The organism is Bilifractor sp. HCP3S3_D3 (assembly GCF_052063915.1).
In the GTDB taxonomy this organism is placed as follows: Bacteria; Bacillota; Clostridia; order Lachnospirales; family Lachnospiraceae; genus Bilifractor.
Genome location: NZ_JBQHWP010000023.1, coordinates 17,127 through 44,106, shown reverse-complemented (window position 1 = coordinate 44,106; position 26,980 = coordinate 17,127). Strand labels below are relative to the sequence as shown.

The following is a 26,980-nucleotide window of genomic DNA, read 5'->3' as shown; positions in this document are numbered from 1 at the left end:
CATAGTCATTGCCTCCTTGGTGGATTTTGTGTGGTAACTTAATTTTACCGATGGCAATAGACTATGTCTATTTTTATTCAATTGAATTTGCGAAACTTATTATACGTTATCCAATGCAAGCATGCTCATCTCTTTGAAAACATGTTATCTCTCTACTTACCCCATGTAACCGGTATTTTTTTAAAGAGAACTATATGAGAAGCGAACAGATTTTCAAATTATCAAAAAGATCAAAAATAATTGTTTGTATTGTTTTAACAATGTTGTTTGTTGTTTTATGCGGTAAGACTGTTTTTGCAAATAACTGCGAGGACAGGGATTATAGTGGATATACTGGATCTTATGGTTTTGCAACTCATACACGGGATAAAACAGACGCAACGTCTGCATACATTTATCACTATGGCCCTGTGGGGGTGAATGTTCAGGTGCGAAGTCAGGGCATTAACTATACTGCAAATGGGAGCTCTTATTATGTTGCCCCTGGAACCAGCAGATACTTGCCGAATTATGTTTATGAAAGTGGAAAACGAGATTGCTATCTATACATTACTTCAGTGCCGTCTGCTACTGTTTCAGGAAAATGGAGTCCTGATAGTGTCTGAGGATCAAGTATGAAACACAAACTGTTATCTGTTATTATCGCCGCCATTGCCATTATTTCAGGACTTCTGGTTTTCCGGTATTTTAATTTGAGCCGTCCTGTTTATAGCGGCAATGGAGCTGATGCAGACCCATATGCTGCAGAAAATCAAACATCCGTAAGTGTGTCGGTTGATGAAAACGATCAGAATAGTGATCAGGTATCCTCTTCAGGAGCCTCTGCGAGTGCTGAGAATCCGGATCAGAAATCCTCATCTGATGGGGAGATATCTTCCAGTACCGAGATATATACGGGAAAGGAAGGCCTGATTAATTATCTGCATGCAAGGGGAAGAAAGATCAATCCGAATAGTTGTGTAAGCGCAGGAGAAGATATAACTGTAAAGTTCGATTTTGCTGATACCATAGCAGTGAATACGGAAGAGGATTACTATAATGCTTATTCTGAACCCCTGACTTTTAATGTTAATCCCGCGTTTGAGGTCCAGAAAAAACTGCCGGACACACTTTCAGCAAATGCACGTGAAAAAATTGCAAATTATGGTATTGCAGAAGTAGATGATCAGGGAAATATCTTAAATGGATATTCATGTCTTATCGTCGATATCAGTGTGACCAATGATTCCAAGAAAGATTACGATGGCCTTCTCTGGGGGGATTTGTGGCTTAGAGTTGGAATGAGTTCGAATTACACAGGTGAAGTGATTGCAGTATCGGATGACAGAGGTTTTTCAAAATCATACTTTCAGGAAAGTATCCCTTCAGGAGAAACGATTGAAAAGAAGATTGTATTCCTTCCTCCGGATGAGTGTGTGAATAACCATCTGCTCTGGCTGGAAATTAATCCTTCCGGTACTGTGGGAGGCAGTCGTGATTTAAATGGCTATGTTGTTTTAAACTGAGTATTTATCATCAGTTCTGAACGAATGATAAGCGTGCTATATGAAAATGCCTTTATGAGAGAGGAGCGTGCAGGGTGTACCAGTCAGAAAGTTTATTTCTTATCGGTATAAAAAGAAGTATGAAGAACAGCGGGACCTGGGTAGGCCTTCTGACTGGCGCCTGCATTGCGTTGACGCAGATTTTCAGGGAGCAGGTCCCTGCATCTCTTGCGAATCATACGCTTTTTTATGAAAAATTGCGTTCTCTGCAGCCCAACACAGCATCGGTAAAGTGCATGATCGGAAGTGGCACTTCGGTAGAAGCGTTTTTGTTCTTTATGTTATTACCGATTATTGCTTCCATGCCCTATGCGATCACTTTTTTTGAGGATCTGCATGCAGGGTACCTCAAATCAATACTGGTCAGGGTTGACAGAAGAAAATATCTTCAAACCAAATTTTGCGGCAGTATCATAGCCGGGGCAATTATTACGATGCTGCCATTATTGATGAATTACCTGTTTTCACTTGTCCTGCTTCCAAATTTATTGCCGAGTTCAATATTTGGAAATGGCATCTCAATAACAACCCCGGGTTATCAGCTGTATTTCTCTCATCCGACCGTTTACTTATTGCTATTTATTCTGTTTGATGGATTGATTGGCGGATTTTATGCCGGAATAGCACTGCTGTGCTGTTTTCTTTCAGATTATCTGGTTGTAGTGATTATTATTCCGTTCTTTTTACAGCTGATCTGGCATATCCTTTGCAGTGTGACGGGTATGTATGATTTTTCACCAATTTATTTTTCCATGGCGGGGTATGGATCAACGGTACACCCTCTTTATGCCGGACTGGCCATAGCAGCGGCTCTTGTTTTGTTTTTTTTCATTTTCATAAAGAAGGGCATGAAAGAGGACGTACAGTAATTGTTCTGAGGATAGAAGTGAATGTCTGATATGGGAAAAAGCGATGCCTATAAACATAAGAAATGTTGCAGAGGCATTCTGGTCCTTGGACTGCCTGCCATCTGGATTCTGATCGCAATTTTGGGTGTTTTTCTTGTGTTTCGGAGGTTGTGTGATTTTTACCGGCTTGATATATGTTTTCTGGACCTTATGCGTAAATTCCAGGACAGTGTTTCCATGGGCATTGTTATCGTTCCTGCGGCTGCACTTGCCAACTGGGCGATTCATGTAAAGACATATCATGCGCAGTCCATTGTCCGTTTGAGAACAAGGAAAGAGATTTTTGATAATATGATGAAGTCCTCTGCCTTGTTTGCGGTCTACCTGGCTGTGGTCCAGATTGCAGGAACGTTTCTTATAGCGGGGATTTTTTCAATTCCGGCAAATAACTGGTTTTCGGATTCCAGCTTTTTTTATGCGGAGACATTTTCCGTAGTGCATATTGAAACCGGGTGGGTTTTCCTTTTTGCATGCTATTGTCTGTTCATGAAATACCTGCTGATTTTCATCCTGCAGGATATCTGTTCGTGGAACAGGCTTGGCAGTGTCTGGTGCATGCTTTTATTTATAGGTATCGGGGTGGTCGAATCCAGATGCCAGGTTCCTGTATTTTTTGACCTGATCAATATCCGGTATGGTTTTGTTAAGAATGCACAATGGTATCTTCTGACAGTGGCGTTATGCTCTATTGGTGCCTTTATCATGATACAGGCAGGAAGGTCTTTCTTTGAACACAGGGATTATTTCCAGAAATAGGAAAAAGCATATCAGGGTTGTAACGTGGACGAAGCATGAGCTGTGTCTGCTGCTGACAGCTTTCGGGCTTGTCCTGTTTGCTTTCCTTCTGTTCCAGACAAATCTTTCGAACATAGAACAGTACAGACAGAGCCGGATCGCCTGGTCGGCAGGAGACCTGATGCTGTTTTTCTTCAAGGGAAACCTGCCGCCATATCTTGTGCAGGACGGCCCGCCCTTTAATGTACCGATATTCTGGTTCGCATATTACCTTGGGTTTGTCCTGATTTTATGCCTTCGCTTATCGGAGGAATTCAGACTGGCTATGAAGGGCAGAATCATCCGGTATCCTTCCAGGCTGGCGTGGAGTGGAAGGATCATCTGCTGGATACTGCTGGATGCGTTTGTTTATGCGATAGCTGCAATACTGGCTTTATATCTGGCAGGCTGTGCCGGTTCGGGAAACGCCGGATTACAGGTCCATGAGGAAGTACAGGGTGCCCTGACACAGACAGATATTTCGCAGCAGATTTTCCGCAGCTGTTTTCCCGGGTTTTGCTGGATGCTTCTTATTTCTCTGATTGCAGCCGGCATGATCCAGTTCCTGGTTTCTGAAATTTCCGGATGCCTGTATGGTTTCATCAGTCTGGTTATCTTATTGGTCTTGACTGTTGCCTGGATGAATGACGTCCTTTTCCTGAACGCCACGATGTGGACACGTTTACAGCCAGGACTTGACGGACACGTGCGTCTGGGGATATCAGGTATTGCTGCTTCCGCAGCTGCCTTTCTGTCTATTGTAATTGCATATCAATACATTCAGAAAAAAGATTTTATCGTTCATGGATAAAAATAAAGGAGCACGTATGGGTTATCTTCAGGTGGAGCATGTTTCAAAAATGATTAAGGGTGTTGAAATCCTTCAGGATATCAGCTTTTCTCTGGACAAAGGCTGTATCTGCGGACTGCAGGGTAAAAATGGGTGCGGAAAATCCATGCTGCTTCGCGTTCTCTGCGGGCTGGTGCTTCCAAGTGAAGGCGAGGTGATCATAGACGGGAAAAAGCTGGACCGCAGACATTCATTTCCCGAAAGCTGCGGCGTATTAATTGAATCGCCCGGATTTCTGAATAACTACACGGTTATGGATAATCTGGAAAGCCTGGCTGAAATCCGCGGTGTCATAGGAAAGGACGAAATTGAAGCGGTTTTAAAGCGGGTGGGGATGTTTGACAACCGCAACAAGAAATTCAGACAATGCTCCCTCGGCATGAAGCAGAAGGTGGGAATCGCTGCCGCCATCATGGAAAAGCCGGACCTGATACTCCTGGATGAACCGACAAACGCACTGGACCAGAAAAGTACAGAGAATTTCTGGAGGCTGATACAGGAGGAGAAGGAGAGAGGCGCGCTGATTATTGTGGCATCGCATGATCTGGCTGACTTAGGAAATGCAGCTGATAAGGTCTACTGTATGGAGGAGGGAAGGATAACAGGTGAAAAATAAAGTAAAAGTATCCTTGATTCTCTCTGTTCTGGCTGCACTTACGGTCACCTTCGGAATTGGATATCGTAATGTAAACCGTGCACATGCAGAGACTGCGCTAAACAGTGTGCCTGAAGGGGAAGCGCTCTCCTTCAATGATTCCGTCACAATCAAAGTAGAAGATTCTGAATATATGCCGCAGAATTGGAAGAGTGACCAGATCAATCCGAATGGACAGGGAGATTATCGCGTCATACATGCGCACCTCTTATTTGCGAATATGGGAAGCAGCGAGGAGACAGTTGACCTGTCTGAATTTTACATGTCGACAACCGGGTATTCCCAAGGCGTATCGCTGGAATTCCTTTCATCAGGTGACAGTACTGGTACCTCTGGTATCAATATCACGATTCCCGTGGGGGGAGAAGCAGAAAGTGATTTGTATTATGTTATCCATAGCATTTCGTTTACGGATGCGCAATGGAAATCTATAGAAAAGGAAAAATTCTGGATTTCCTGCAGTGAATACTATCCGGAAAGACAGAGACTGGAGCTGGATCTTTAATAAAGCAATCAAGGGAAAGCTATCGGCAACTTATGATTTATATCCTGGCATTGACCAGTCAGGATCCTGATGTTACTCTTGAATCATAAGGAGGAGTGTTCCTGTGGGAAAAAGACTGAACACACTGGGACAGACTCTTGTAACCGCTGGTTACAAAGCTAAACTGGATACTGCAATCAAGAAGATACTGGCTGAGAAGCCAGTGCTTGCATGGATTTTGCAGTATACCGTCTCAGAATTTGAAGGTCTTAACAGACAAGAAATAGAAGAACTGATTGAAAATCCCTCGGTTGCGTCAATCCCTGTGTATCCTGGCACAACTAATGATATGATTACAGGGATGCCTCAGGAGAGTGCGGAACTGGGCGAAAATACGGTCACTTATGATGTGAGGTTCTTCGCAAAATCTCCGAAAGGAAAGACTCCGGCGGAGTATACGTTGATCATCAATATTGAAGCACAGGGAACACCTTACCGTTCTTATTATCTTGAAACGCGGGGTATTGCGTACTGTTGCCGATTGATTTCTGAGCAAATGTGACGCAATGTCAAGAGAGATCATTATGAGAATTTACAGAAAGTTTATTCTATCTGGATTGTAATGAACTGTCCTCAGAAGTGGGCGAATACAATTACACAGTATGGGGTTACTGGTGAAAATCTATATGGCAGTTATGATGGAGATCCGAGAATAGACCTAATGCGTGTGGTCATGATCCGGCTGCCAAAGGATGATGAGCTGGAAAAGGCCGGAAATAAAGCCACGAAACTACATGAGATGCTGATTACGATCCTTTCCACTATAATACAGCCTGAAGAAAAGCTCATGCGAATGGAAAAAGATTTTAAGATTGAGATCACCGAAGAAATTGTGCAGGAGGTGAATGATATGTGTAATTATAGTGATGTGATTGAGAATAAGGGCGCTGAAAGAGGTTATGACAAGGCGCAGGTGGAAAAGCCGCAAATCCTTAAAGAATGGGGGTTTGCGGCTTTTTCCTTTACAAACTTTTGAGAAAGAGATTTGCGATAAAAGGGATTTGTTATAAAATGTATGTGACTATTCTGCACCGCAATCAAAAGAGCGCACAGGTGGTATTTTTCCGCTTGAGATGATGACGTACGGAAAGTTACAAAGTACTTGCTGTGAAAGGATTTGCAGATGAGTGAGATTCATACAAACAATGAAGAATTGAAAACGGTCGTTTCCGACGCGGTGGATGAGTCAGTTGCGCGTGCCTTTAAGAGATACGGCGGCCCAGGCAGAAGAAGGGGAATCGGGGTCAGGGGAGTTCTGTTTCTGATCGTCCTGGTCCTGGCATGTGTCTTTGGGGTGAAGGTGTATTCATCCTGGCGGGTAAACCATGAACAGGTGAAGCCTGTAGAGGATCACGATCTTACGCTGGAAAACCATGGTATTTTCGGGTTTAAGGCTGTTGATTTCGAAAAACCGATTCTCGGCCTTGCAAAGAAGAAACAGCTCCTGATTGTGGAAGAGAGGGACGCTTCCGTGAATACAACGATTACGAATACTGGATTCATGAACTGGGCTATTTTCAATAAGTCGCAGATTCTGACGATTCATGGAACCGGAGAGTATACCATTGACCTGACCGATATCACGGCGAAGGACATCTCGCTTGATGAGGAAAAATATCAGATCACAATTAAGATTCCAAGAGCTGAATTACATTCGGTTGTCTTTGACCCGGAGAAGACAGAGGTCGGCGATACCAGCAGAGGCTGGCTGGCATTCGGCGACATCAAAATGAATGCAGAGGAAAGCAAGAGCTTTGAGACAGAGGCAGTTGAAAAACTCAGAGATAGTCTGAGTACAGAGGATGCCATGAAACAGGCGGATTCCTTTGCAAAAATGCAGGCATATGAAACATATGAACCAGTAGTGGAAGAAATATCGCCTGCTTATAAGGTTAAAATTGATTTTCAGGATGAGGATACAGAGAACGCTGTTTCCGCGGCGGGCTCTTCTGTGAGCACTTCTTAATTATGTGGACAGGAGGATCTGAAAAATGGGCTTTTTGTTTGTCGCACTGGGAGGCGCGCTTGGTGCTGTCGGAAGGTATGCGATCAGTCTGATTCCGGTGAAGACAGATTTTCCGGTATTGACGCTTCTTACGAATATCGCCGGCGCCGTTCTGATCGGCTTTGTGGTCGGTGTAGCTTCCGGAAAAGAGGGCGTATCGCAAAATGCGGTACTGTTCTGGAAGACAGGAGTGTGCGGGGGATTCACCACTTTCTCAACTTTTTCGCTGGAGGCGTTCCGGCTGCTGGAGAAAAGGGCGTACTTTGCAGGAGGAACTTATATCGTGCTGAGTGTTGCCTGCTGCCTGTTCGGCATTTATTGCGGAAGGAAGCTCGCTCTGATGATATAATGTGTACAAGCCAGGCTGCAGGTCTCCTGGACCGTGGGAAGGTCACACATTGGGATTCTGGATATCGGAGAGTCCGAATGGTGGAGAGTCCGGGAATTGGAGAACCTGGCAATTGGAGAATCGTTTACAATCATATTATGGATAAAGGTTGCTTTTATGGCGGAAGAAAAAAGAAGAAAACGGAATTCCTTCCTGGAGTCTTTTCGGGAGCGAAGAACAGAGAAGTGTATTGCGGAACAGATGAATGGTGCGATGGAAAACGATCTGGACCGGATCAACTGCTGTGACTACAGCGGTATGAATTTCAGAAATGTTAAGGAATATCTGCGCCGGTATCACCTGGAGACGTTTCCCGAAAGAACGGAAGAGAGAGCCGTATCTTCGGAGATGACGGCGGATCAGGAGAGAGAGAGGGAAGACAGGAACGGGCTTCTAAGGACATCTCCCGTTTCACAGGAGGGTAAAATCTGCTTTGATGAGGAGGTCATGGAGCGGATTCACCCCGGTTATGAGACGGAGTACCGGAAGATGCTGGAGCAGGAGAAGGAAGGGGATCAGGATCGCCTGAGACTGGAGCTTTTCCTTGCGGATCTCGTGAAAAATGCCACGGAGACACAGTACCATGATATCAAGATGAAGACAGATGCTCTTCGTGCGGAGGCAGTACGCACGTATCCAAAGAACAGGAAAACGGAGATCAGTTTCACAGTTCCTCTTAATAATGCGGATATTACGGCGGAGGAGATCCGTGAGATTGACGGCCAGTGTCAGAAGTACCGCTACAGTTTGTATTATCTCTCCCGGAGAATTGGAGATCTCGGTTCCGGGCGGTATGTGGAGGCAGAGCTGATGCCGGAAGGCACGGCTCTTCTGAAGTGTCAGTATGGCATGCTGAAGAACCTCTGCGATATGGATCAGATCCGTACGACGCTGGTCGCCTATAGTGCGCAGACCGGTGAAGAATACAAGATTCCGTGTATATACCGGTACGCGGAGTATAATTTCTCAGACGTCAACGTGGTGAGGCTCGGCGTGAAGTGCGTGAGCCGGGTGGACGTCGGGAAGTAAGAAAAGCGCTTTTTCAGAGCAGGAAAACTTTTTTTCAGAGCCATGCGGCGAAGCAGCGCATTACGAGCAGTACTTCTTCAGAACAACTCATTTTTTCAGAGCCATGCGGCAAAGCAGTGTCTCAGGATCTTCTCCAATTCTGTGGCTGAGATGCCAAAGACAATTGCTGCATTGTCAACGTATAGTGACGGGTTCTCATCTTCTTTTTCCTGCATATCGCCGGCTTCGGTGATCGAAATCGTGCAGGTTCTGCATTCTTGTCTGAGAAATGCTTTGATGTGCCCGATAAGTCCGCCAGAGGATTCTACATCCCTGGCGGTTTTCTGCATGGCTTCTGCAAGCTTCTTCTTTGCCGCTTCATATTCTCCGGGGATTTTGCACTTGACCGTGCCGATTACAGCATTGTCCAGAATATCTACATCGACCAGGGGAAGTGAAGGGTCACTCTTTTGATCGTGATGGTGATGATCCCAATGGTGAGGATCCATACAGCGCTGATTCGGATTTTGCTGATCCGAATGATGAGGGTCCGGATGATTTTGTTCCTGCCGGTACGGCTGGTTTCCGGCTTTCGTCAGGCAGCGATCGTTATCTGGAATGTTATCGATTTCCGTCACTGGATCTTCTGTATTTACGTTTCTGTCATTTTTCGGCATAAAATCACCCCTTTTCCAGGCACAGAGCTGTGATCTTCGTCCACAGCTCATCGGGCTGTTTTTTTATGGCACTGATCGGGAAGACGCGGGCACTGGAGTTATAGCGGCTGACGTCGGCAATGACTTCTCTTTGCTCATTTTCATTGACCTTATCGATCTTGTTGGCGAGTATGACAGATGCATCCTTCAGCTGGCTGGTGACAAAGTCAGGCATGGCACATTTCACTTTGTGCCATCTTTTACAGTCGACAAGCGCAACGATTCCCGTATCCCAGCTGCCGGCATCTCTGAGGGTGCGGCGGACGCTGTCGGGATATGCCATCCCAGTTGATTCGATCAGGAGATATTCCGGCGAGTAGTTTCGTTCGATTTCCCGGACGGATTGCTCCAGCTGCGCAGAGCTGGTACAGCAGATGCATCCTGAGAAGATATTTTTTACGAGAAAATGATTGCGTGACAAAAGCTGATTGTCAACGCCGGCTTCACTGATCTCATTCTCAAGGATGACGACAGGATTGCCGTTCTGCGTGCTGTGTGAGATCAAGCTGCGCGCGTATTGAAGCAGGACGGTGGTTTTCCCGGCCCCGAGAAAGCCGCCGAGGATTATGATTTTCATCTATAAAAGCCTTTCGTTTGCTGTGGGCAGAAACCCACTGCCCTTAGATTAGTTTGTGGGTAAGTGACATCTGTAACTGCTGTCTGATCAAGAATTTCAAGGATTCTTATGGAATGCCGGAATTGATATATTTTGCCTGCGTTTGATTTAAGGCCTGGCTGATCGGGAACTTCTAATGAAATTCCGGCCGTGATGCACTTTGCTTATGTCAGGCTGTTGCATCTGGTCATCCGGTATGGCATGAATTCGTCAAACAGAATGCCGAAGTTCTGGCCGAGAGCTTTCGGATCATGATTCAGGAAGAAACCGAACAGGGCGAAAGCTTTATGGTATTTTCCGTATTCGTCAACGACACGTCTGGCCTCGGCGCGAATCATTTCCGGGGTCGCGCCTTCACCGGCGACTGCGCCGTTTGTGTCCATACCGCCTGCAAAGGAGATTTGGTCTCCATATTGCCGGATCAGATTCTGAATGTCGTTGCAGGGCTGTACAGATACCCAGCAGTCCACGCCGATATCAATCATATCCTCGATAACAGATTCAGCATGACCGCAGGTATGCTGCATGGTGTAGCATCCTTTTTCATGAATATGCTGCATTACCTTCTTGTGGAAGGGTTTGATCAGTTCCCGGTAAGTAGCAGGCGACATAAACAGGTTTCGCTGTGTTGCGATGTCGTCATAGTAATTGATGATGTCCGGATGATAATACTTGACGATATAATCGATGTATTCGCACTGATAATCGGAGACTTTGTCAAAAAATTCCATACAGGCTTCAGGCTCCATGGCAAGGGAGATCAGTGCCTCTTCAAAACCCATCAGAGCGGCGAGCCGCTCGTATACACCGTTTCCTACGCCGAACTCAACGAGCACATTGTCACGGTTTATTCCGGAGAGGTCTTTTCTAGCCTCATCTTCCCAGTCGTAATTGTCCAGATCCGGGAATTTCACCTTTTTCCATTCGGTAATGTCATCGAGAATGAATTCACCGGGAGCGGGGATGGCTGCATTATTGCCCGAGTCAGGGGTGACCCAGCGGACACCGAATCCGTCGTAGCCACCGCCCTCTGGGCCTTTTTCAAACCAGGGACCGTTTTTTGCTCCGAATCCGAAGATTGCCCCGTCTGTAAGGGTGCAGGGTGTGTATTCCACCGGCTTGTGCAGGAAAATCTGTCTGTAGTTCTCTTTTGGTGATAACATGTGTAGGTTCCTCCTTTTTTTACGTTCTCAGAATTTTCCGGAGTGTTCTTGTTTTCAGCATCATGGCAGATCTGTACGGTGTTGGATTGCGCGAGTGCAAGGCACGGAGCGATCGGCAACTGATACAGTGTATAGCGTGATGCATCGTATAGGTTTTATTGTATGCATTGAGGGAGCAGTTGAATATGGGCTAAAAACACATAAATATGCTATAATAAGCACAGATACCTGTTATATGATCACAAGATGTCTGACAGATGAGACGGGTGTCAGGACCGAAGGCGGGGGAAGTGTGACGAGAGAGGCGGCAGTTTTTCTGGACAGGTGAGACGGGTGTCAGGGCCGAGAACGGAGGAAATATTCGAGATGTATCTTAGCATGTGGATCATTCGGGACAATCTGAAGGAATATGCAATCGACAGCCATATTTCAGGCGGTGAGATGAGTATCCGTAATGTTTCGCTTTTGTTCAGGGGCGACAATGTCAGCCCGCACACGGTCTATATCTGCCCTTCCGAGGATTTTATCCCGACCATGAAGAACAGGGTGATCTGTGTCAACAGAAATGATTATCTGGTTGTAGATTGCGGGAGTATGGAGGAAATCTACGAAAAGGTGCAGTACACCATCGACAGGTATCTGGAGTGGGATCTTCATGTGAGGGATCTGATTGATGCTCACTGTTCGCTGCAGGATATTACGCAGGAGGCGGCGAATATTTTTCAGGAAATGGTAGTTGTGATGAACAGCGGATTTATCCTGAAAAGTATTGCGGGAAGGCAGTACATCGAAAAAACAGTTCCGGCTGAGTATGCTGACCAGCTGCGGATAGAGGAAGGAATGCCTCTGGATCATGTAGTCCCTGTGGTAAAAAGCCTGCAGTCCAATCTCACGAATCGAAACTCGTATTATTTTCAGGAACCAATACTGAAAAAGAATTCTCTTGTTCAGAATATTTTTATCAACGGCTTTTTCTGGGGCTTCAGCTTTGTGACACTTGGCCGGACGGAAGGCGGAGAGGCGGCACGGCAGGTTTTCCATGTATTTAATGCTCAGATTCTGCGTTGGTGGGATCGAAATGGAATCGTCCTGGAGGCTCCGGAGCAGAATGCGGTCTTTCTGAGGCTGCTGCGGCAGGATCCGGTGATGAAAAGCGATACGGTGTATCAGTTCTTCCGGAGAATCGGCTGGAAGGATGAGGACAGTAAACGGGTCCTCCGGTTTCAGGTGAGTGCTGGAAGTGAACTGGTGTATGAGAGGCTGATTCATCAGATTTCACAGCTTTATTCCGATTGCTATGTGCTCCAGGTCGATAAAGGCCTGATGATGGTCGTAAATGCGACGCATCTGCAGTTCTCCCGCTTTCTGCAGGACCTGACCCGGTATCTGAAACCGGTTGACCTGTATATGGGAATCAGTTATCCGTTTCAGGATGTGATGAAGCTTCGACAGTATTTTGAACAGGCAGATATCGCGATGCGTTACGGGGAGCGGAACGGGCGGCGTGTCATGTTTTGCCGGGAGTGTGTCGTTTACTATCTGCAGAATATTTTGCGAAAAAATGTGTCCATTGATCTGGAACATCCGGTTCTGAAGCAGCTCCGTTCTGCAGATCGGAGAAATCATACGGAGTATTTTCATACACTGCAGGTATACCTGCAGGAGGAGAGAAGCCTTGTCAGGGCTTCGGAGCGCCTTCATATTCACAAGAATACCCTGCTGTACCGGATTAGAAGAATTGAAGACAAATACAAGGTAGACCTTAATGACACGCAGGAGAGAATGGCAATTATGGTGTCGTTTCTTATGTACCCGGATCAGGAGGCAGATACGTAGGCAGAACGGGGGAAAAGTGCTTTCGGGTTTTAAGGCGGCAGAGCAGTTTTTTTCAGGTGGCAGCACACCCGGTTTTGCGTTAAAATGTTGTCAGACAGTAACGACTATACGATAAGTCGTGCTACAAACTGTATAAGCTACGGATTGCTCCGTGCTTCGCACTCCCGCAATCCACAGGTGACCGACTTCGTCGGTCTGTCGCGGCGTTCGCCCCACCGCTTCACACTTTGTGTGAGCGGATGCGGCTCACTGCCCGCGCATATTCGCACTTCCGTGCCGCTTGCGCGTCACTTCGTGCTCATACCTGTTGCCTTCGAAATCGCATACAGTCTCTTACACACGCTTCGCGCGTGACGATCCTGTTTGCGTTTTCGAAGAGCTTATACAGTAAACGGCCATACGATAAGTCGTGCCACACACTGTATAAGTCCCCGCGTCACTTCGCTGCTTCGCAGCTTCCGTGCCGCTAACAGGTATTCGCATTCCCGCGTTGCTTTGCAACGCTCCATGCTCATACCTGTTGTCGTCGCTAATGTTCTTGCCCACTGGTGAGCAAGCTCCCCATGGGCCAAGAACATTGCGACTGGACTTATACAGTAAATGTATGATATCGAAAATATGATCAGAATGAGGATGGTTCAATGGCAGAGATTGTAAAAGCTGTGAAAAATGAAAATGTGGCGGAAACACTTGAGCAGTACGTGAGAGAGGCGCCGGAGGATATGCGGCCACAGGTCCGTGCGATGCTGGATGTTTTCGGAGGCGGCGATTCCGAAAGGGCAGAGGAGATGTGCCGGGAAATTCTGCAGAAGAAGCCGGATTATCCGTATGTGCAGACGGTTTATGGAGTGTGCCTTTTTGAAAAAAGCAGATTTGAGGATGCGGAGCGGATCTTCCGGGAGGTGATCGAGGCACATCCGGATTTTGAGAAGGCGGCCGTCCAGCTGGCAAAATCATACCATGCGCAGAAGAAATACCGGGAGGCTGCTGCCGAGTTCGGTAAAATTCTTCCGTTAAAAGAGTACGAACCGATGGTTTATTCCGCGTATGGGGACTGCCTGGAAAATCTGGGGCTGAAGAAAAAAGCACTGGAGGCGTTCCGGGAGGACATTATCCAGTACGATAAGGAGAAATTCGTGCCCAACGAGAGATGGATGGACGGTGTGTTCCAGAGAGCACTGGAACTCGAAGTGTCCATGAATCAGGATCTGTTCCTGAAGGACCTCGAGGATTACAAGGATTTTCTGAGACATGCGGAGCATGTGGCGGATTATCAGCAATATCTCGCGGATCTGATCGTGGTCATGAGTATGGAGCTGGAGAAAAAATGGCTCCGGAATCCGTTTGTGGAATTTGTCACTTTCGTATCCAGGCTCGGGGTGATGCAGGGGAAATACCAGGAAACCATCACGAGCGCCTATTTAGCCGCAGAGTCCTATAGCCTGCGTGACGACAGGGAGATTTCCCCTCTGCTGGAAGATTTTGTGAACAATATTTATTCGGAGCAGCACATCGGTGAGATGGAGAATTCCTCGGACGAATATGTGGCGAACGGCATCCGGATTAACGCGAGGATTGCCTGCTGGCAGATGATTCAGTATCTGCCGCAGCACGAGAATGAGATTTCCTATTTCCAGACACATTATCCGCAGAGCTATCTGATCGTGGCGGAGCTGATCGGCCGTGCCCGTAATGATGCGGCCGCCTTTGAGAAGGAACTCCTTCAGGATATACAGAAATACGCGGACATGGATGATATTGGGCTGGATGACCTGCGCGGACGGCTTGCGGATTCCTACCATGAAATGATGAAAAAGCAGTCGCCGGAGGCTGGGAACGGAGGAACCTATCGGCGCACCTCCAGAAAGATCGGAAGAAATGAGCCCTGCCCCTGCGGTTCCGGAAAGAAGTATAAGGACTGCTGCGGGAAGGGGAAGTGACAACGGAAACGCAGTCTATGCTTGTTTCGTTCGAAAAATCAGGCAGTAGAAAGGCATCCGACATCAGAGAAAAAGGAGACCGCCGCACAGAGATTTGAATCTGTGCGGCGGTCTCCTTTCTAATGACTGACATGCAGTCGGTTATGTTTGTTCTACTGACATGCAGTCTGTTCCGAAGAGGTTCTGCATGACTGCCCGATATCGTCTGTCGCGTATAGCCGGCAGGATTTTACTTCTGATAAGGTGCCGGCTGCATATCCGGTGTCACAACGCCCTTCTGAAGCATGATGTTTGCATAGAGAGCGGTTTCGCCTGTGGAGATGACACAGTAAGCGGTCTTCTCGGTCTCCTCATAGAACTTGAATCTCTCGATTGTGCCGATGGCGTCGGCTCCGCGCTTGTCATACTTCGCAACGATTTCCTTGTAGGTATCCCAGATCGGTGTCTCGACGTTGTCGCCGGGCATAACTTCCATCAGATTTACCGGATGCTCAACATAGGGATCCAGCGGGAAGAGCTGCAGAATCGCGTCAAGAATTTCAGGTACGCCGTGACCGTCCATGCGGACGATGACCGCGTTCTTTCCCTTGGTCGGAACCGGGAAGTTTCCGTCACTGATTACCAGACGGTCAGAATGGCCCATCTCACAAATAACCTTCAGAAGCTCGGGCGGCAGGATTGCCGGTACATTTTTTAACATGATAAAAACTCCTTTCTCCGTGGTGTCTTACACCACACATATATAGTCTGCTGACACTTATTTTATCTTTTTTTCTGTCACAATTCAATAGAAAAATGAAACGTTTCGCTTAAAACCGAATCGATTCGGAAAAAGTGATTGACAGAGGTGTGGGGACATCCTATAATGAAACCAAAACCGAAACGATTCGGTCTGCCGGAGCATATCTCACGGCCTCCGAATGGGCATGATTACAAGGAGGGAACTTACATGTCACTCGTTACTTCAAAACAGATGCTTCTGGATGCACAGAAGGGACATTACGCAGTCGGCGCATTTAATGCTGAGAATATGGAGATGGTACAGGCAATCGTTCAGGCAGCCGAGGAACTGAAGGCACCGGTTATGATCCAGACCACCGGCGGCACGCTGAAATACGCCACCCCGAAGATGTTCGCGAATATGGTGAAGGCGGTCGCAGAGACAGCCAGTGTGCCGGTATGCATTCATCTGGATCATGGCCCGAGCTTTGATATGGCCGTGAAGTGCATTGTCGCGGGGTACACCTCTGTCATGATCGACGGATCAAAGCTTCCTTTCGAGGAGAACATCGCGATCAGCAAGAAGGTAGCAGATATGGCGGCAGCGGTCGGTATCCCGACAGAGGCCGAGCTTGGAAAGGTCGGCGGCAAGGAGGACGACACGGTATCTTCCGGTGACGATATCTACACGGATCCGCAGGAGGCGAAGGAATTCGCGGAGCGCACGGGCATTTCCTCACTGGCGGTCGGCATCGGCACTGCTCACGGCTTCTACAAGGGGACACCGGTTCTGGATGTGAACCGGCTTGCAGAGATCCGTGAGGTGGTTGACGTTCCGCTTGTGCTGCACGGAGCATCCGGACTTACGGATGAACAGGTGAGAAGCTGCGTGGAGAGAGGTATCTGCAAGGTGAACTTCGCGACCGAGCTGCGCAAGGCATATACAGACGCTGTCAAGAAATACATCGCTGAGGATCCGGACGTATTCGATCCGAAGAAGTATCAGGCAGCAGGAAGAGCGGCGGTTGTTGAGCAGGTGAAGTACCGCATGACGGTCTGCGGCTGCGACGGCAAAGCAGAGAACTGAGAAGGCAAGGCAGAGAGCTGAGGCCGGACGGATCCGAAATGAGACAGGAGCGCTGAAAACGCAGAGAAATTGATCCGGACGAGTGATCGTCAGGCAGCTGCAGGAAGGCTTTGAAAGAGTGACTGAACGACGCCTGAAGACGGGAGGGAGGAAGTATGGCGGCTACGGTAAAGGACATTGCGACGAGAGCAGGGTGCGGCGTAGCGACGGTTTCCTCCTATCTGAATGGAGGAAATGTACGGCCGAAGAACCGGGCGAAGATCGAGGCGGCGATCGGGGAGCTTCACTATGAAGTAAACGAGACGGCGCGGCAGCTGAAGACGAATCGGACGAAGATGATCGGCGCGGTAATTCCCGAGCTGAACAGCACGTTCTGCGCGAGAGTGTTAAGCGAAATCGAGGATATTCTCCGTCAGCACGGTTATGCCATGCTGGTCTGCGACTGCCGGACAGACAGCGCCAGGGAGAGAGAGGCTGTCGATTTTCTTCTGAAACGCAGGGTAGACGGACTCGTGGTGCTTCCGGTTGACGCTACCGGGAATAATCTCCGGAAGTTTATCCGGACGGAAAAGCCCGTGGTTTTAATTGACCGGCAGATTGAGGGACTGGATGTGGATTCGGTCTGTGTAGACAACCGTGCGGCGATTCGCTCGGCGGTGGATCTTCTGGTGAAGAAGGGGCACACGCATATCGGGATGATTGCCGGACCGGAGGAGATCAACGCTGCCAGGCAGAGAATGCGGGGCTACCGTGAGGCGTGTGAGAAAAACAGAATTGTCTGCGCCGAGGACTATATCTTTCACGGAGATGATTCGATCGAAAGCGGCACCTGTGGAATTGAGACGTTACGGCAGATGCATCCGGAGATGACGGCGGTTGTGATTTCGAATTATCGGATGACGATAGGTGCCATGATTGGCGCCAACGAGTCCGGAATCGAGATCCCAGGGGAGCTCTCCGTCGTGGGATTCGATAACCCCCAGTTCGCGAGGGCGGTGCACCCGAAACTTACGATCATCAATCAGCCGGTCGATGAAATCGGCGAGAAGGCGGCGGAGATTATGCTGCAGCGGCTCGGTGAGATCGGAGATGCGGAAAATGGAGAGTCTGATGCATCAGCGCGCAGGCATATCTGGCTCGGCACAACGATACTGGAGGGCAGGTCGGTGCTTGACCGGAATAACGCGAAATGATGCCGTAGGCAGGCAGGCGCCTGGCCGGAATAACGCAGAATGAACAGGTTCCCTGCTTTATCTAACGCAGCGTTGGAGCATTGGGATGCCGGAGAGGAAGTTAGGAAACTATGGGAGAGTTTTTACTGGGAATAGATATCGGAACGAGCGCCTGCAAGGTGGCGGCCTTTGACCGGTACGGCAGGGTGGAGACATCTGCGACGGGTGATTATCCGGTTTATTATCCTCACCCGGGCTGGGCGGAGCAGAATGCGGAGGACTGGTACCGGGGCGTCTGTGAGGCATTGGCAAAGATCTGGGCTGAGGGGAAGGTGAAGCCTGCAGATATCTGTGGAATCGGAATCGACGGGCAGGGCTGGTCCGCCATCGCTCTGGATAAGGACGGGAAGAATCTGACGAATACGCCGATCTGGATGGATACCCGCGCGCAGTCTGTGTGTGACCGGATCAATGAACGGATCGGACAGGACAAGATTTTTGATCTTGCAGGAAACGCGCTGCAGCCTTCCTACACCACGCCGAAGGTTCTCTGGTACAGAGAAAACCTTCCGGAGGTCTATGCGCACACGGACAAGATTCTGCACGCGAACGGATACATCGGATATCGTCTGACCGGAAAGATGACGGAAGATATCTGTGACGCGTACGGCTGGCATTGCTTTGATATGAGAAGGGGTGTCTGGGATTATGATATGGCATCCGAGATCGGAATCCCGAAGGAGTTCCTACCGGAGATCGTGAACTGTGATCAGGTGATCGGTAAGGTGACAGAGGCAGCGGCGAAGGAAACGGGACTTCTGGAGGGAACGCCGGTAGTTGCGGGAGGTCTTGATGCCGCGTGCGGAACGCTTGGCGCCGGCGTGATTCACGACGGGGATACACAGGAGCAGGGAGGACAGGCCGGCGGCATGAGCGTTTGTCTGGATGAATATAAGGCGGATCCCAGGCTGATTCTGTCGTTTCATGTCATTCCGGGCAAATGGCTGCTGCAGGGCGGTACGACCGGAGGCGGCGGAGTGATGCGGTGGTTTGAGCGGGAGTTCGCCGGAGAGGAGCGTCTCCTGGCGGAGAAGACCGGAGAGTCGTCTCTCGTGCAGCTGAATCATGAGGCGGAAAAGGTTGCGGCCGGATCGGACGGGCTTGTTTTTCTCCCGTATATGAGCGGAGAGCGCTCACCGATCTGGAATCCGGACGCGAAGGGGGTGTTCTACGGGCTTGATTTCTCGAAAACGAAGGGGCACATGGTGCGTGCCTGCATGGAGGGTGTTGCCTACGCCCTGAAGCATAATCTGGATGTGGCTGAGAAAGCGGGGGCGCATGTCGAGCTGCTTCGCGCGATGGGCGGCTCGGCGAATTCGCTGCTGTGGACGCAGATCAAGTCGGATATCACAGGGAAGCCGATTGTCGTTCCGTCTTCTGACACGGCAACGACGCTCGGCGCGGTTATGCTCGCCGGAGTCGGCTGCGGATTCTACCATGATTATGAAGAAGCGGTTTCGCTCACGGTTCATGACACGAGGCGACATGAGCCGGATCCCGGAAACGCGGCTGTTTATCAGAAAAATTATGAGACATATCTGGAACTGTACCGGGATCTCGAGGGACTTATGAGACGAAACGGTGGCAGTTTTTGAGACAACAGACTGTCAGCGACAGAGTGTCGCTGTCAATTTGAATAAATATCTTTGTTAAATGTTGTGCAATAAGCGGTATTCGTAAGAAATTCTTCAGGAGGAAGAAAAGATGGCAATCATGATGAAAGCAGGCGTGGTACATGCGAGAGATGATCTTCGTTACGAGGATATTGAAAAGCCGCAGCCGAAGGCGGGAGAGGTGCTGATCAAGGTCAAATATACCGGAATCTGCGGCTCTGATGTGCCGAGGGTTAACGGTGACGCGTGTCACTTTTTCCCGAATGTTCTGGGACATGAATTTTCAGGAATCGTGGAAGAGGTCGGTGAAGGCGTGACAAGGGTGGCGCCGGGAGATTATGTGGCAGGCGTTCCGCTGGTTCCGTGCATGAAGTGTCCGGACTGCGCGAGAGGCGACTATTCTCTGTGCAAGCATTACAGCTTTATCGGTTCCCGTCAGTTCGGATCCTTCGCTGAGTATGTCTGTGTCCCGGAAATTAATGCGGTGAAATTTGACAAATCCATCTCCTTTGAGCAGGCGGCGCTTTTTGAGCCGGCAACGATCGCGCTTCACGGACTGGAAAGAACGGGATACAAGGGCGGCCACACCGTGGCGATTCTCGGTACCGGCCCGATCGGTATGCTGACGGCGCAGTGGGCGAAGATCTTCGGCGCGAAGAAGGTTGTGGTTTTTGATATCGTTCCGGAAAAACTGGCTCTTGCCGAAGAGCTTGGCGCGGACGCCGGGATCAATACCCTGGACGATGACTTTATGGATCAGGCGATGGCTCAGACCGATGGCGTCGGCTATGACTATGTCTATGAGACGGCGGGCAACACCATCACGATGAAGATGGCATTCCAGCTTGCGGCGAATAAGGCCGGCGTCTGCTTCATCGGAACACCGAAGAAGGAACTGACATTTACGGTGAGCGAGTGGGAGAATCTGAACCGGAAGGAGTTTACGCTTACCGGATCCTGGATGTCCTATTCGGCTCCGTTCCCAGGTCATGAGTGGACCGATGTGGCGCATTATTTTGCCACAGGCCAGCTGAAATATGATCCGAGAATGATCTGGAAGATTGTACCGCTTTCTCAGATCGCGGATGCGTTCCAGTGGTATAAGGAACGCGGCAAGGTAAAGGGAAAGATTCTGATCGACTCCGAGAAGTAAAAAGGATAAGTTCTGACAGATATGTTCTGAAGATAAGTTCTGGAAGACAGGATCTGACGGGCAGGTTGTTAGGGATGAGTTCTGGCTGAGAACAGAATGGAGAGCAATTGAATCAGGAAAAAGACAGAGAGGATACCGTATGATACTGACAGTAACCGCAAATGCGGCGGTGGACACCCGATACGTCGTGGACGGCTTCGGGGTAAACGAGGTGAACCGTGTAAAAATCTGCGAGCGCTCGGCCGGTGGAAAAGGGCTGAACGTCTCCAGAGCTGCGCATATCGCCGGGGAGGAAATCCTGGCGACCGGGTTCCTCGGAGGTCATTCCGGTGAGTTTGTACAGGAACATCTGCACCGGGAGGGAATCCGCGAGGATTTTGTGTGGTGCAGCGGAGAGACGCGTTCCTGCATCAATATCTGGGACGAGGTGAATAAAACGCAGACGGAATTTCTGGAGCCGGGATTTGAGGCAACGGAAACAAATCAGGACGCACTGGTTCGGACATTCAGAGAGCATATCTCGGATGCTGCGGTGGCGACGATCTCGGGGTCGATGCCTTCCGGCTGCGACAGCAGTCTGTACAAGAGGCTGATCGACGCAGGGCGTGCGGCAGGAAAAAAAGTGATTCTGGATACGAGCGGCAGCACGCTGAAGGAGTGCGTCGCTTACAGGCCGTTCATGATCAAGCCGAACATCGATGAGATTCAGATGCTGGTCGGAAGAACGCTGACGGAGGGAAACCGGGACGAGCTTCTGGAGGCGGCAGGTGAGCTTCACGCAAAGGGAATTCCGACCGTTGTGATTTCTTTGGGAAGTGCAGGGTCGCTGATGTCCTGCGAAGAGGGTGTATATGAGGCTCACGTGCCGAAAATCAATGCGGTCAATACAGTCGGCTGCGGAGATTCCATGATCGGAGGCTTTGCCGCCGGGATCGCGCGGGGACTGGACATGAAGGATTGCCTGAGACTTGCCAGCGCAATATCGGCAGCGAGCGCGATGACCGACAGAACCGGATTTTTCCGGATGGAGGACATGACTGCTATCCGGGATCGCGTGGAGATCATCAGAGTACGATAAAGAAGGATAAACCTGATCAAAGATGTATGGATATTTTTTTAGAAGAGGAGGAATGAGAAATGGAATTTATTGATCCTGCGAAAATCCCTCAGAGAACGCTCTACACAGGAGCAAAAATGCCGGCGGTCGGAATGGGAACCTTCGGGTCCGATCATGCGACACCGGAGCAGGTGCGTGACGCGGTTCGCGGCGCTATCCGGGTAGGATACCGTCATTTTGACTGCGCGGCGTGCTACGGAAACGAGGACCAGATCGGAGAGGTCTTCGCGGAGGCGTTCCAGAGCGGGGAGGTAAAGAGGGAGGACATGTTTATCGTCTCCAAGGTATGGAATGACATGCATGGCAAGGGAGATGTTCTTCTGGCCTGTGCCCGCACACTGCGTGATCTCCAGCTTGACTATCTGGATATGTACTATGTTCACTGGCCATTCCCGAATTATCATCCGCCGAAATGCGATGTGACGGAGCGGAATCCAAATTCCAAACCTTTTTCGGTCAAGAGGTTCATGGCGACCTGGAGACAGATGGAACGCCTGGTGGATATGGGTCTTACAAAGCACATCGGTATGTCAAATATGACGCTGCCGAAGCTGAAGGCAGTCCTTCCGCTGTGTCGGATCAAACCGGCCTGCATCGAGATGGAGCTTCATCCGTGTTTCCAGCAGCAGGAGCTGTATGATTATATTCGTTCCCAGGGAATTGAAATCGTGGGATTCTGTCCGCTCGGTTCGCCTGATCGTCCGGAGAGAGACCGCACACCGGAAGATGTGGCGGATCTTCAGCAGCCTGTAATCCGCAAGATTGCGGAGGCTCACGGCGTACACCCGGTTCTGATCGCGATCAAATGGGCGGTTCAGAAGGGGCACACCCCGATTCCATTCTCGATCAAGGAGAAAAATTATACGGCGAATCTGAAATGTGTGACGGAGGATCCGCTGACCGATGAGGAAATGGAAGAGATCCGTGGCATGGAATGCGGGAACCGGCTGGTAAAGGGACAGGTATTCCTGTGGCCGGGCGCAACCGACTGGCGCGACCTCTGGGACGAGGACGGAACAGACGCGCTTTGGGATAAGGATTGACAGTGATGCCGGATGTCATGCGATCTGTGCCGGCCGCATGATTGGACGCATGATTATTTAAAGATGCAGAGACCCGCAGGTGATGGAGTTCACCTGCGGGTCTCTCTGTGTAGTATTGTGTAGTATATAGAAGAAATCTGATGTGCCGGATAAGAGCCGGTTATTTTTCGCGGGAGTCAGTCCCCGGTGTTATAATCTGCCGGGTCGGCCCTCCCGGCCGTTTCGGTTGTAGGTGTTTCCGGGGCCGGGATGCTTGCCGTTTCGGTTTTAGGCGCTTCCGGATTTGGAGCCTTGGATGTTCCGGCTGCATGTGCCTCCGGGTCCGCAGCCTTGGCTGAATCCGGGGCGTGTGTTTCCGGGTCGGATGTGTGTGCTTCGGGAATTCCCTTCCCGCGGACGAGTCTGGCGACCATTGTCATGCCATAGAGGAGTACGGGGACAGCTATGGTGCAGAAAATCGATCCCATCAGAAGTCCCTTCGAGTAGGGGCTTTTCACCAGTGCGAACACCATGGTGAGGGCGTACATCACGAGCAGAAGAACAATGCCCAAAAGGGCGGTAATTCTGCGCATGGTCCAGGGGTATTTCCTGTGGCTGCTGTTCCCGGTGATATTCTTCCGGCCATCCGGGAGGCTGTTTTCTGATTTGTTCATTCTGTGATCCCTTCCTGGTATAATGCATAATCTGCGGCAATGTATAATCTGCGGTAATATATAATCTGCAGCAATGTATAATCTGCGAATGGTGTATAGCGTGCTAATCAGGGCAGATGTGCGTAATCACCAATTTTTCACAGTTGTTTTGTATACTGATCAGGATACCTTTTATAAGATATCTTCATGCAGTGGAAATGTCAAGGAAGAGGCAGGGAAGTCAAGTAAGATCAAGGAAGAGTCAGGGAGGAGTCAGGGAAGTCAAGGGAGAGTCAGGGAAGCCAAGGAAGAGCCAAGGAAGAGTCAGGGAAGAGTGAGGGAAGCCGGGAAAGTGTTCGGAGACAGAGTGTGGTTTACGGCCTTACTCTTGAGCGTTGAGCTCTTCTAAGTGTCAGGTTTGGTACGTAACGGAGATTGCGTCTTTCGGAAAATTTTATATATTGTAAAATTGCAATCAATGGGTAAACGCGATAAAGTATTGACATTGAGAAGCGAGAAGCGGCGGAATCGGGCCGTGACTTTGGGAGGTATAAATATGAATCGATTTCGAGACTGGGTGAGCCGTGTGATGTATGGGCGATACGGAGTGGATCAGCTGGGGCGGGTGCTTCTGTATGTTGAGATCGCCTTGCTTTTTGTGTCTGCCTTTGTGCCGAATATTTTTCTGAATATTGTGACGGCCGTGCTGCTTGTCTGGATTTTTTTCCGGATGATGTCGAGAAATATCAGCAGACGGGCGGAGGAGAACCGGAGATTTCTCTCCGGGTGGAACCGGGTGAAGTCTTTTTTTACAGGTGGTATGCGGGCGGCAAAGGACAGGGATCACGCGTATTTCCGGTGTCCGAACTGCGGGCAGAGGGTTCGTGTACCAAAGGGCAAGGGGCATATTCAGATCACCTGCCCGAGGTGTCATACACAGTTTATCAAAAATACGTAAATACCTGATGAGCGGATGATGGAGGGATGTATGTTTGGATATATCACGATTGACCGGGAGGAACTCAAGGGAAAGGATTTGGACCGTTACCGTGAGTTTTACTGCGGTGTCTGCCGGGATCTTAAGGATTCCTGCGGAGAAGCCGCGCGGGCGACACTGACCTATGACATGACCTTTCTGGCAATTCTTCTGAATGCTCTGTACGAGGGACCTTCGGGGATCACAGAGGAGAGATGCATTCTTCATCCCGCAAGAAAGCGGCGGGTGATCCGGAATGAATACACGGCTTATGCTGCCGACATGAATCTGATGCTGGTGTTTCACAATCTCGAGGATGACTGGATTGATGAGAAGAAGGGGACGAGCCTTGCGGCGTACCGTCTCCTGCGTCCGGCCTACCTGAAAACGTCCCGGAAATATCCGAGGCAGACGAGAGCAATCCTTCGCTACGTGAAGGAACTGCACGCAGTTGAGGAGAAGAATGACCGTTCGCTGGATACAGCGGCGGGCCTCACGGGAAAGCTTATGGCAGAGATTTTCCGGTATCGGGAGGATATCTGGTCCGAAGATCTGGGGCAGATCGGTTTTTACCTCGGGAAGTTCATCTATCTGATGGATGCCTGGGATGATCTGGAAAAGGACCGCAGAAACAGCAGCTATAATCCGTTCCTGTCGATCTGCGGAGAGGCGGATTATGAGATGCGCGCCGGCGATATCCTGACAATGCAGGCGGCAGGAATTGCGAAATATTTTGAGAAGCTGCCGATCCTTCTGGACGAGGAGCTGTTGCGTAATATCATCTACTCGGGCATCTGGGTGAAGTATCGCGCGAAGCGGGCGAAGATGGCCGAAGCGCAAAGGACTTTGCAAGAAGCAAAGGATGATTTATAATAAAATGATCCGCCGGACAGGATCCGGGCGGAAGACAGAAAGAGGAACACATGCAGGACCCATATAAAGTACTGGGTGTCTCAAGGGATGCCAGTGATGAAGAGGTAAAAAAAGCGTACCGCAGGCTGAGCCGCAAGTACCATCCGGATGCCAATATCAACAATCCCAACAAGGATAAGGCAGAGGAGATGTTCAAGCTCGTTCAGGAAGCATACAAACAAATCATGGACGAGCGGTCCGGGAAGATTCCCGGAGGATCCGGCGCATATGGATACGGCGGTTTTGGCGGATATGGTCAGAGATCGGATTCGCCGTATGAGAATCCGGAGATGCAGGCGGCCGCAAACTATATCAATACAAGGCATTTCACAGAGGCTATGAATGTGCTGGAGAATATTCCGGAGCGGAATGCGGAATGGTATTATCTGCACGCCGTGGCCAATTACGGACTCGGAAATAACGTGGCGGCGCAGAACGACGCGCAGACCGCGTGCAATATGGAACCGGACAACAGCCGGTACCAGCAGCTTTATCAGCAGATTTCAGCCGGAGGGGCCTGGTATAATGACATGGGTCAGGGTTATGGCTATGAGGGTTCTCCCTGTTATGGAGGAACCGACAGTCAGGGAGGCAGCACCTGTGCCAGAACTGCCGCGGCGATCTGCGGAACGCTGGCATGCTGTACCTGCCTGGGAGGCGGCGGCATTCCGCTATGCTGCTGTATCTGATTTTTTCTGCTGCAGGTATGGAGATCATGACGGTGAATCCGGAAACGTTCTGGATGGGAACCGGAAACAGATTTGAGAGTGTTATCGGATCATAGAGTATTATCGGATCAGAGATCGTTATCAGATCATAGAGCGTTATCGGATCATAGAGTGTTATCGGATTAGAGAGTATTATCGGAGGGTGAAATGGAGAGAAAGCAGTGGGTGGAGAGATACATGCGTGAGCTTGATCGCAGCAGGAGAAAGGAGATCCTGGATCAGGCAATTTCCGAGGAGGGAGATGCGCCGGACAATGAGCTCCGGGAAAAACTTCTGCAGGAGCGCTATGGGAAGCTGAATTCCCAGGATGTCGACTATTTTATCCGCGGCTGGATGAGCCTTTACTATGTGCACACGACCTCGAAGGGATTTTTCGGGAGAAAAAAGATCGAAAAGGAAAAGGCTTCTGTGCTGTCGGACTGGAAGGTGGAGCTTGCCGGAGAGTACGGTGAGATCGGCGAGGAGGTGCTTTATGAGGAGCTGTTTAATATGACGCTTCTGTACTTCCACCTCTGTGAGACAGACAAGAATTATGGCTCGATCCTGCTCGGACTGGGGCATATGAAGAGTGAGACATTGATATCGAAGATTGCCGGCGAGGTGTATCGTCTCGCATATGAGACTCCGCAGGTCATGAATGCGGAGAAGGAGCTTGCCGTATTTACCAGGGCGGCGACGGATGCCTTCTGCGAAAAGTACAACGATCAGCAGGGATACCTGATGGACAAGGTGCGCGCCGGAAAATAAGAACTCGTGCGATCAACAGGGATACATACTGTTTGAATTGCATTTTCCGGCCAATTCAGAAGGGAAAAGAGAT

General features: G+C 49.6%; 29 protein-coding genes. 24 read left to right on the top strand and 5 right to left on the bottom strand.

Features of this window, described 5'->3' with window-relative positions; genetic code table 11:
* The first annotated feature begins 194 nt into the window (after nucleotides 1-194).
* The 12 genes from ACTNDI_RS12210 to ACTNDI_RS12155 all read left to right on the top strand — a co-directional run bounded on the left by ACTNDI_RS12210 (nucleotide 195) and on the right by ACTNDI_RS12155 (nucleotide 8,697).
* Nucleotides 195-605 (top strand): DUF2712 domain-containing protein, encoded by a 411-nt coding sequence (locus ACTNDI_RS12210; RefSeq protein WP_441101255.1) that lies wholly within the window; start codon nucleotides 195-197, stop codon nucleotides 603-605.
* Nucleotides 606-614: 9 nt separating this feature from the next.
* Nucleotides 615-1,505 (top strand): hypothetical protein, encoded by an 891-nt coding sequence (locus ACTNDI_RS12205; RefSeq protein ID WP_279199013.1) that lies wholly within the window; start codon nucleotides 615-617, stop codon nucleotides 1,503-1,505.
* 74 nt (nucleotides 1,506-1,579) lie between these two features.
* Complete coding sequence (locus ACTNDI_RS12200) at nucleotides 1,580-2,413, top strand: hypothetical protein (protein WP_441101254.1); 834 nt, start codon at nucleotides 1,580-1,582, stop codon at nucleotides 2,411-2,413.
* A gap of 21 nt (nucleotides 2,414-2,434) precedes the next feature.
* Nucleotides 2,435-3,208 carry a hypothetical protein gene (locus tag ACTNDI_RS12195; protein WP_279199015.1) on the top strand — a complete coding sequence of 258 codons (774 nt, stop codon included), beginning with the start codon at nucleotides 2,435-2,437 and terminating at the stop codon, nucleotides 3,206-3,208.
* Nucleotides 3,180-4,037, top strand: a complete 858-nt coding sequence (locus ACTNDI_RS12190; RefSeq protein ID WP_441101253.1) for a hypothetical protein — start codon at nucleotides 3,180-3,182, stop codon at nucleotides 4,035-4,037. Before ACTNDI_RS12195 ends, ACTNDI_RS12190 begins: the two co-directional genes overlap by 29 nt.
* Entirely contained in the window at nucleotides 4,030-4,692 is a 663-nt protein-coding gene (locus tag ACTNDI_RS12185; RefSeq protein WP_279199017.1) for an ABC transporter ATP-binding protein, read from the top strand. The genes ACTNDI_RS12190 and ACTNDI_RS12185 overlap by 8 nt, the downstream gene beginning before the upstream one ends.
* Nucleotides 4,682-5,236, top strand: coding sequence for a hypothetical protein (locus tag ACTNDI_RS12180; protein ID WP_441101252.1), 555 nt, complete (start codon nucleotides 4,682-4,684; stop codon nucleotides 5,234-5,236). Before ACTNDI_RS12185 ends, ACTNDI_RS12180 begins: the two co-directional genes overlap by 11 nt.
* Before the next feature lie 103 nt (nucleotides 5,237-5,339).
* A complete protein-coding gene (locus ACTNDI_RS12175; protein WP_441101251.1) occupies nucleotides 5,340-5,777 on the top strand; it encodes a hypothetical protein in 438 nt (145 codons plus the stop codon).
* A gap of 60 nt (nucleotides 5,778-5,837) precedes the next feature.
* Entirely contained in the window at nucleotides 5,838-6,251 is a 414-nt protein-coding gene (locus ACTNDI_RS12170) for a hypothetical protein (RefSeq protein ID WP_441101250.1), read from the top strand.
* A gap of 147 nt (nucleotides 6,252-6,398) precedes the next feature.
* Nucleotides 6,399-7,241 (top strand): DUF4230 domain-containing protein, encoded by an 843-nt coding sequence (locus tag ACTNDI_RS12165; protein ID WP_441101249.1) that lies wholly within the window; start codon nucleotides 6,399-6,401, stop codon nucleotides 7,239-7,241.
* A 25-nt stretch (nucleotides 7,242-7,266) separates the two neighbouring features.
* Entirely contained in the window at nucleotides 7,267-7,629 is a 363-nt protein-coding gene (gene crcB / locus ACTNDI_RS12160; RefSeq protein ID WP_441101248.1) for a fluoride efflux transporter CrcB, read from the top strand.
* Between the two features lie 33 nt (nucleotides 7,630-7,662).
* Entirely contained in the window at nucleotides 7,663-8,697 is a 1,035-nt protein-coding gene (locus tag ACTNDI_RS12155) for a hypothetical protein (RefSeq protein WP_441101247.1), read from the top strand.
* Between the two features lie 95 nt (nucleotides 8,698-8,792).
* Here ACTNDI_RS12155 and ACTNDI_RS12150 read toward each other — a convergent pair whose 3' ends face one another.
* The 3 genes from ACTNDI_RS12150 to ACTNDI_RS12140 form a co-directional block, all read right to left on the bottom strand.
* Entirely contained in the window at nucleotides 8,793-9,353 is a 561-nt protein-coding gene (locus ACTNDI_RS12150; protein WP_441101246.1) for a hypothetical protein, read from the bottom strand.
* 4 nt (nucleotides 9,354-9,357) lie between these two features.
* Nucleotides 9,358-9,969 carry a GTP-binding protein gene (locus ACTNDI_RS12145; RefSeq protein WP_441101245.1) on the bottom strand — a complete coding sequence of 204 codons (612 nt, stop codon included), beginning with the start codon at nucleotides 9,967-9,969 and terminating at the stop codon, nucleotides 9,358-9,360.
* A 203-nt stretch (nucleotides 9,970-10,172) separates the two neighbouring features.
* Nucleotides 10,173-11,171, bottom strand: coding sequence for a uroporphyrinogen decarboxylase family protein (locus ACTNDI_RS12140; protein ID WP_441101244.1), 999 nt, complete (start codon nucleotides 11,169-11,171; stop codon nucleotides 10,173-10,175).
* Between the two features lie 366 nt (nucleotides 11,172-11,537).
* Between ACTNDI_RS12140 and ACTNDI_RS12135 the strand changes: the two genes are divergently transcribed.
* Both ACTNDI_RS12135 and ACTNDI_RS12130 read left to right on the top strand, forming a co-directional pair.
* Nucleotides 11,538-13,007: a PucR family transcriptional regulator gene (locus ACTNDI_RS12135; protein WP_441101243.1), complete on the top strand. Its 1,470-nt coding sequence runs from the start codon at nucleotides 11,538-11,540 to the stop codon at nucleotides 13,005-13,007.
* Nucleotides 13,008-13,648: 641 nt separating this feature from the next.
* On the top strand, nucleotides 13,649-14,947 hold the full coding sequence (locus ACTNDI_RS12130; RefSeq protein ID WP_441101242.1) for a tetratricopeptide repeat protein: 1,299 nt from the start codon (nucleotides 13,649-13,651) through the stop codon (nucleotides 14,945-14,947).
* A 229-nt stretch (nucleotides 14,948-15,176) separates the two neighbouring features.
* Here the strand turns inward: ACTNDI_RS12130 and ACTNDI_RS12125 are convergent, their stop codons facing one another.
* Nucleotides 15,177-15,647, bottom strand: a complete 471-nt coding sequence (locus tag ACTNDI_RS12125; RefSeq protein WP_441101241.1) for an RbsD/FucU family protein — start codon at nucleotides 15,645-15,647, stop codon at nucleotides 15,177-15,179.
* Between the two features lie 249 nt (nucleotides 15,648-15,896).
* Here ACTNDI_RS12125 and fba point away from each other — a divergent pair, with 249 nt between their 5' ends.
* The 6 genes from fba to ACTNDI_RS12095 all read left to right on the top strand — a co-directional run bounded on the left by fba (nucleotide 15,897) and on the right by ACTNDI_RS12095 (nucleotide 22,912).
* Entirely contained in the window at nucleotides 15,897-16,754 is an 858-nt protein-coding gene (gene fba, locus ACTNDI_RS12120) for a class II fructose-1,6-bisphosphate aldolase (protein ID WP_441101240.1), read from the top strand.
* 155 nt (nucleotides 16,755-16,909) lie between these two features.
* Complete coding sequence (locus tag ACTNDI_RS12115; protein ID WP_441101239.1) at nucleotides 16,910-17,947, top strand: LacI family DNA-binding transcriptional regulator; 1,038 nt, start codon at nucleotides 16,910-16,912, stop codon at nucleotides 17,945-17,947.
* 110 nt (nucleotides 17,948-18,057) lie between these two features.
* The gene (gene xylB, locus ACTNDI_RS12110) at nucleotides 18,058-19,581 is read left to right on the top strand and encodes a xylulokinase (RefSeq protein ID WP_441101238.1); all 1,524 of its coding nucleotides are present in this window, start codon (nucleotides 18,058-18,060) and stop codon (nucleotides 19,579-19,581) included.
* 121 nt (nucleotides 19,582-19,702) lie between these two features.
* Nucleotides 19,703-20,752: a galactitol-1-phosphate 5-dehydrogenase gene (locus tag ACTNDI_RS12105; RefSeq protein ID WP_441101257.1), complete on the top strand. Its 1,050-nt coding sequence runs from the start codon at nucleotides 19,703-19,705 to the stop codon at nucleotides 20,750-20,752.
* Nucleotides 20,753-20,891: 139 nt separating this feature from the next.
* Nucleotides 20,892-21,830, top strand: coding sequence for a 1-phosphofructokinase (gene pfkB, locus ACTNDI_RS12100; protein WP_441101237.1), 939 nt, complete (start codon nucleotides 20,892-20,894; stop codon nucleotides 21,828-21,830).
* Between the two features lie 59 nt (nucleotides 21,831-21,889).
* A complete protein-coding gene (locus ACTNDI_RS12095) occupies nucleotides 21,890-22,912 on the top strand; it encodes an aldo/keto reductase (RefSeq protein ID WP_441101236.1) in 1,023 nt (340 codons plus the stop codon).
* A gap of 176 nt (nucleotides 22,913-23,088) precedes the next feature.
* Here the strand turns inward: ACTNDI_RS12095 and ACTNDI_RS12090 are convergent, their stop codons facing one another.
* Nucleotides 23,089-23,565: a hypothetical protein gene (locus ACTNDI_RS12090; RefSeq protein ID WP_441101235.1), complete on the bottom strand. Its 477-nt coding sequence runs from the start codon at nucleotides 23,563-23,565 to the stop codon at nucleotides 23,089-23,091.
* Nucleotides 23,566-24,100: 535 nt separating this feature from the next.
* Here ACTNDI_RS12090 and ACTNDI_RS12085 point away from each other — a divergent pair.
* The 4 genes from ACTNDI_RS12085 (at nucleotide 24,101) to ACTNDI_RS12070 (ending at nucleotide 26,907) form a co-directional block, all read left to right on the top strand.
* The gene (locus tag ACTNDI_RS12085) at nucleotides 24,101-24,502 is read left to right on the top strand and encodes a hypothetical protein (RefSeq protein ID WP_441101234.1); all 402 of its coding nucleotides are present in this window, start codon (nucleotides 24,101-24,103) and stop codon (nucleotides 24,500-24,502) included.
* 30 nt (nucleotides 24,503-24,532) lie between these two features.
* Nucleotides 24,533-25,393 (top strand): DUF5685 family protein, encoded by an 861-nt coding sequence (locus ACTNDI_RS12080; RefSeq protein WP_441101233.1) that lies wholly within the window; start codon nucleotides 24,533-24,535, stop codon nucleotides 25,391-25,393.
* A 50-nt stretch (nucleotides 25,394-25,443) separates the two neighbouring features.
* Nucleotides 25,444-26,121: a J domain-containing protein gene (locus ACTNDI_RS12075; protein WP_441101232.1), complete on the top strand. Its 678-nt coding sequence runs from the start codon at nucleotides 25,444-25,446 to the stop codon at nucleotides 26,119-26,121.
* A 186-nt stretch (nucleotides 26,122-26,307) separates the two neighbouring features.
* On the top strand, nucleotides 26,308-26,907 hold the full coding sequence (locus tag ACTNDI_RS12070; RefSeq protein ID WP_441101231.1) for a DUF6553 family protein: 600 nt from the start codon (nucleotides 26,308-26,310) through the stop codon (nucleotides 26,905-26,907).
* Nucleotides 26,908-26,980: the final 73 nt, after the last annotated feature.

Bases quoted from the DNA above. Each gene is read 5' to 3' on its own strand.
- ACTNDI_RS12210 (WP_441101255.1), top strand. From the start codon at position 195: ATGAGAAGCGAACAGATTTTCAAATTATCAAAAAGATCAAAAATAATT.
- ACTNDI_RS12150 (WP_441101246.1), bottom strand. From the start codon at position 9,353: ATGCCGAAAAATGACAGAAACGTAAATACAGAAGATCCAGTGACGGAA.
- ACTNDI_RS12075 (WP_441101232.1), top strand. From the start codon at position 25,444: ATGCAGGACCCATATAAAGTACTGGGTGTCTCAAGGGATGCCAGTGAT.
- ACTNDI_RS12125 (WP_441101241.1), bottom strand. From the start codon at position 15,647: ATGTTAAAAAATGTACCGGCAATCCTGCCGCCCGAGCTTCTGAAGGTT.
- ACTNDI_RS12080 (WP_441101233.1), top strand. From the start codon at position 24,533: ATGTTTGGATATATCACGATTGACCGGGAGGAACTCAAGGGAAAGGAT.
- ACTNDI_RS12205 (WP_279199013.1), top strand. From the start codon at position 615: ATGAAACACAAACTGTTATCTGTTATTATCGCCGCCATTGCCATTATT.
- ACTNDI_RS12165 (WP_441101249.1), top strand. From the start codon at position 6,399: ATGAGTGAGATTCATACAAACAATGAAGAATTGAAAACGGTCGTTTCC.
- ACTNDI_RS12170 (WP_441101250.1), top strand. From the start codon at position 5,838: ATGAACTGTCCTCAGAAGTGGGCGAATACAATTACACAGTATGGGGTT.
- ACTNDI_RS12105 (WP_441101257.1), top strand. From the start codon at position 19,703: ATGAAAGCAGGCGTGGTACATGCGAGAGATGATCTTCGTTACGAGGAT.
- pfkB (WP_441101237.1), top strand. From the start codon at position 20,892: ATGATACTGACAGTAACCGCAAATGCGGCGGTGGACACCCGATACGTC.
- ACTNDI_RS12095 (WP_441101236.1), top strand. From the start codon at position 21,890: ATGGAATTTATTGATCCTGCGAAAATCCCTCAGAGAACGCTCTACACA.
- ACTNDI_RS12130 (WP_441101242.1), top strand. From the start codon at position 13,649: ATGGCAGAGATTGTAAAAGCTGTGAAAAATGAAAATGTGGCGGAAACA.
- crcB (WP_441101248.1), top strand. From the start codon at position 7,267: ATGGGCTTTTTGTTTGTCGCACTGGGAGGCGCGCTTGGTGCTGTCGGA.
- fba (WP_441101240.1), top strand. From the start codon at position 15,897: ATGTCACTCGTTACTTCAAAACAGATGCTTCTGGATGCACAGAAGGGA.
- ACTNDI_RS12135 (WP_441101243.1), top strand. From the start codon at position 11,538: ATGTATCTTAGCATGTGGATCATTCGGGACAATCTGAAGGAATATGCA.
- ACTNDI_RS12145 (WP_441101245.1), bottom strand. From the start codon at position 9,969: ATGAAAATCATAATCCTCGGCGGCTTTCTCGGGGCCGGGAAAACCACC.
- ACTNDI_RS12195 (WP_279199015.1), top strand. From the start codon at position 2,435: ATGTCTGATATGGGAAAAAGCGATGCCTATAAACATAAGAAATGTTGC.
- ACTNDI_RS12185 (WP_279199017.1), top strand. From the start codon at position 4,030: ATGGATAAAAATAAAGGAGCACGTATGGGTTATCTTCAGGTGGAGCAT.
- ACTNDI_RS12085 (WP_441101234.1), top strand. From the start codon at position 24,101: ATGAATCGATTTCGAGACTGGGTGAGCCGTGTGATGTATGGGCGATAC.
- ACTNDI_RS12140 (WP_441101244.1), bottom strand. From the start codon at position 11,171: ATGTTATCACCAAAAGAGAACTACAGACAGATTTTCCTGCACAAGCCG.
- xylB (WP_441101238.1), top strand. From the start codon at position 18,058: ATGGGAGAGTTTTTACTGGGAATAGATATCGGAACGAGCGCCTGCAAG.
- ACTNDI_RS12070 (WP_441101231.1), top strand. From the start codon at position 26,308: ATGGAGAGAAAGCAGTGGGTGGAGAGATACATGCGTGAGCTTGATCGC.
- ACTNDI_RS12115 (WP_441101239.1), top strand. From the start codon at position 16,910: ATGGCGGCTACGGTAAAGGACATTGCGACGAGAGCAGGGTGCGGCGTA.
- ACTNDI_RS12090 (WP_441101235.1), bottom strand. From the start codon at position 23,565: ATGAACAAATCAGAAAACAGCCTCCCGGATGGCCGGAAGAATATCACC.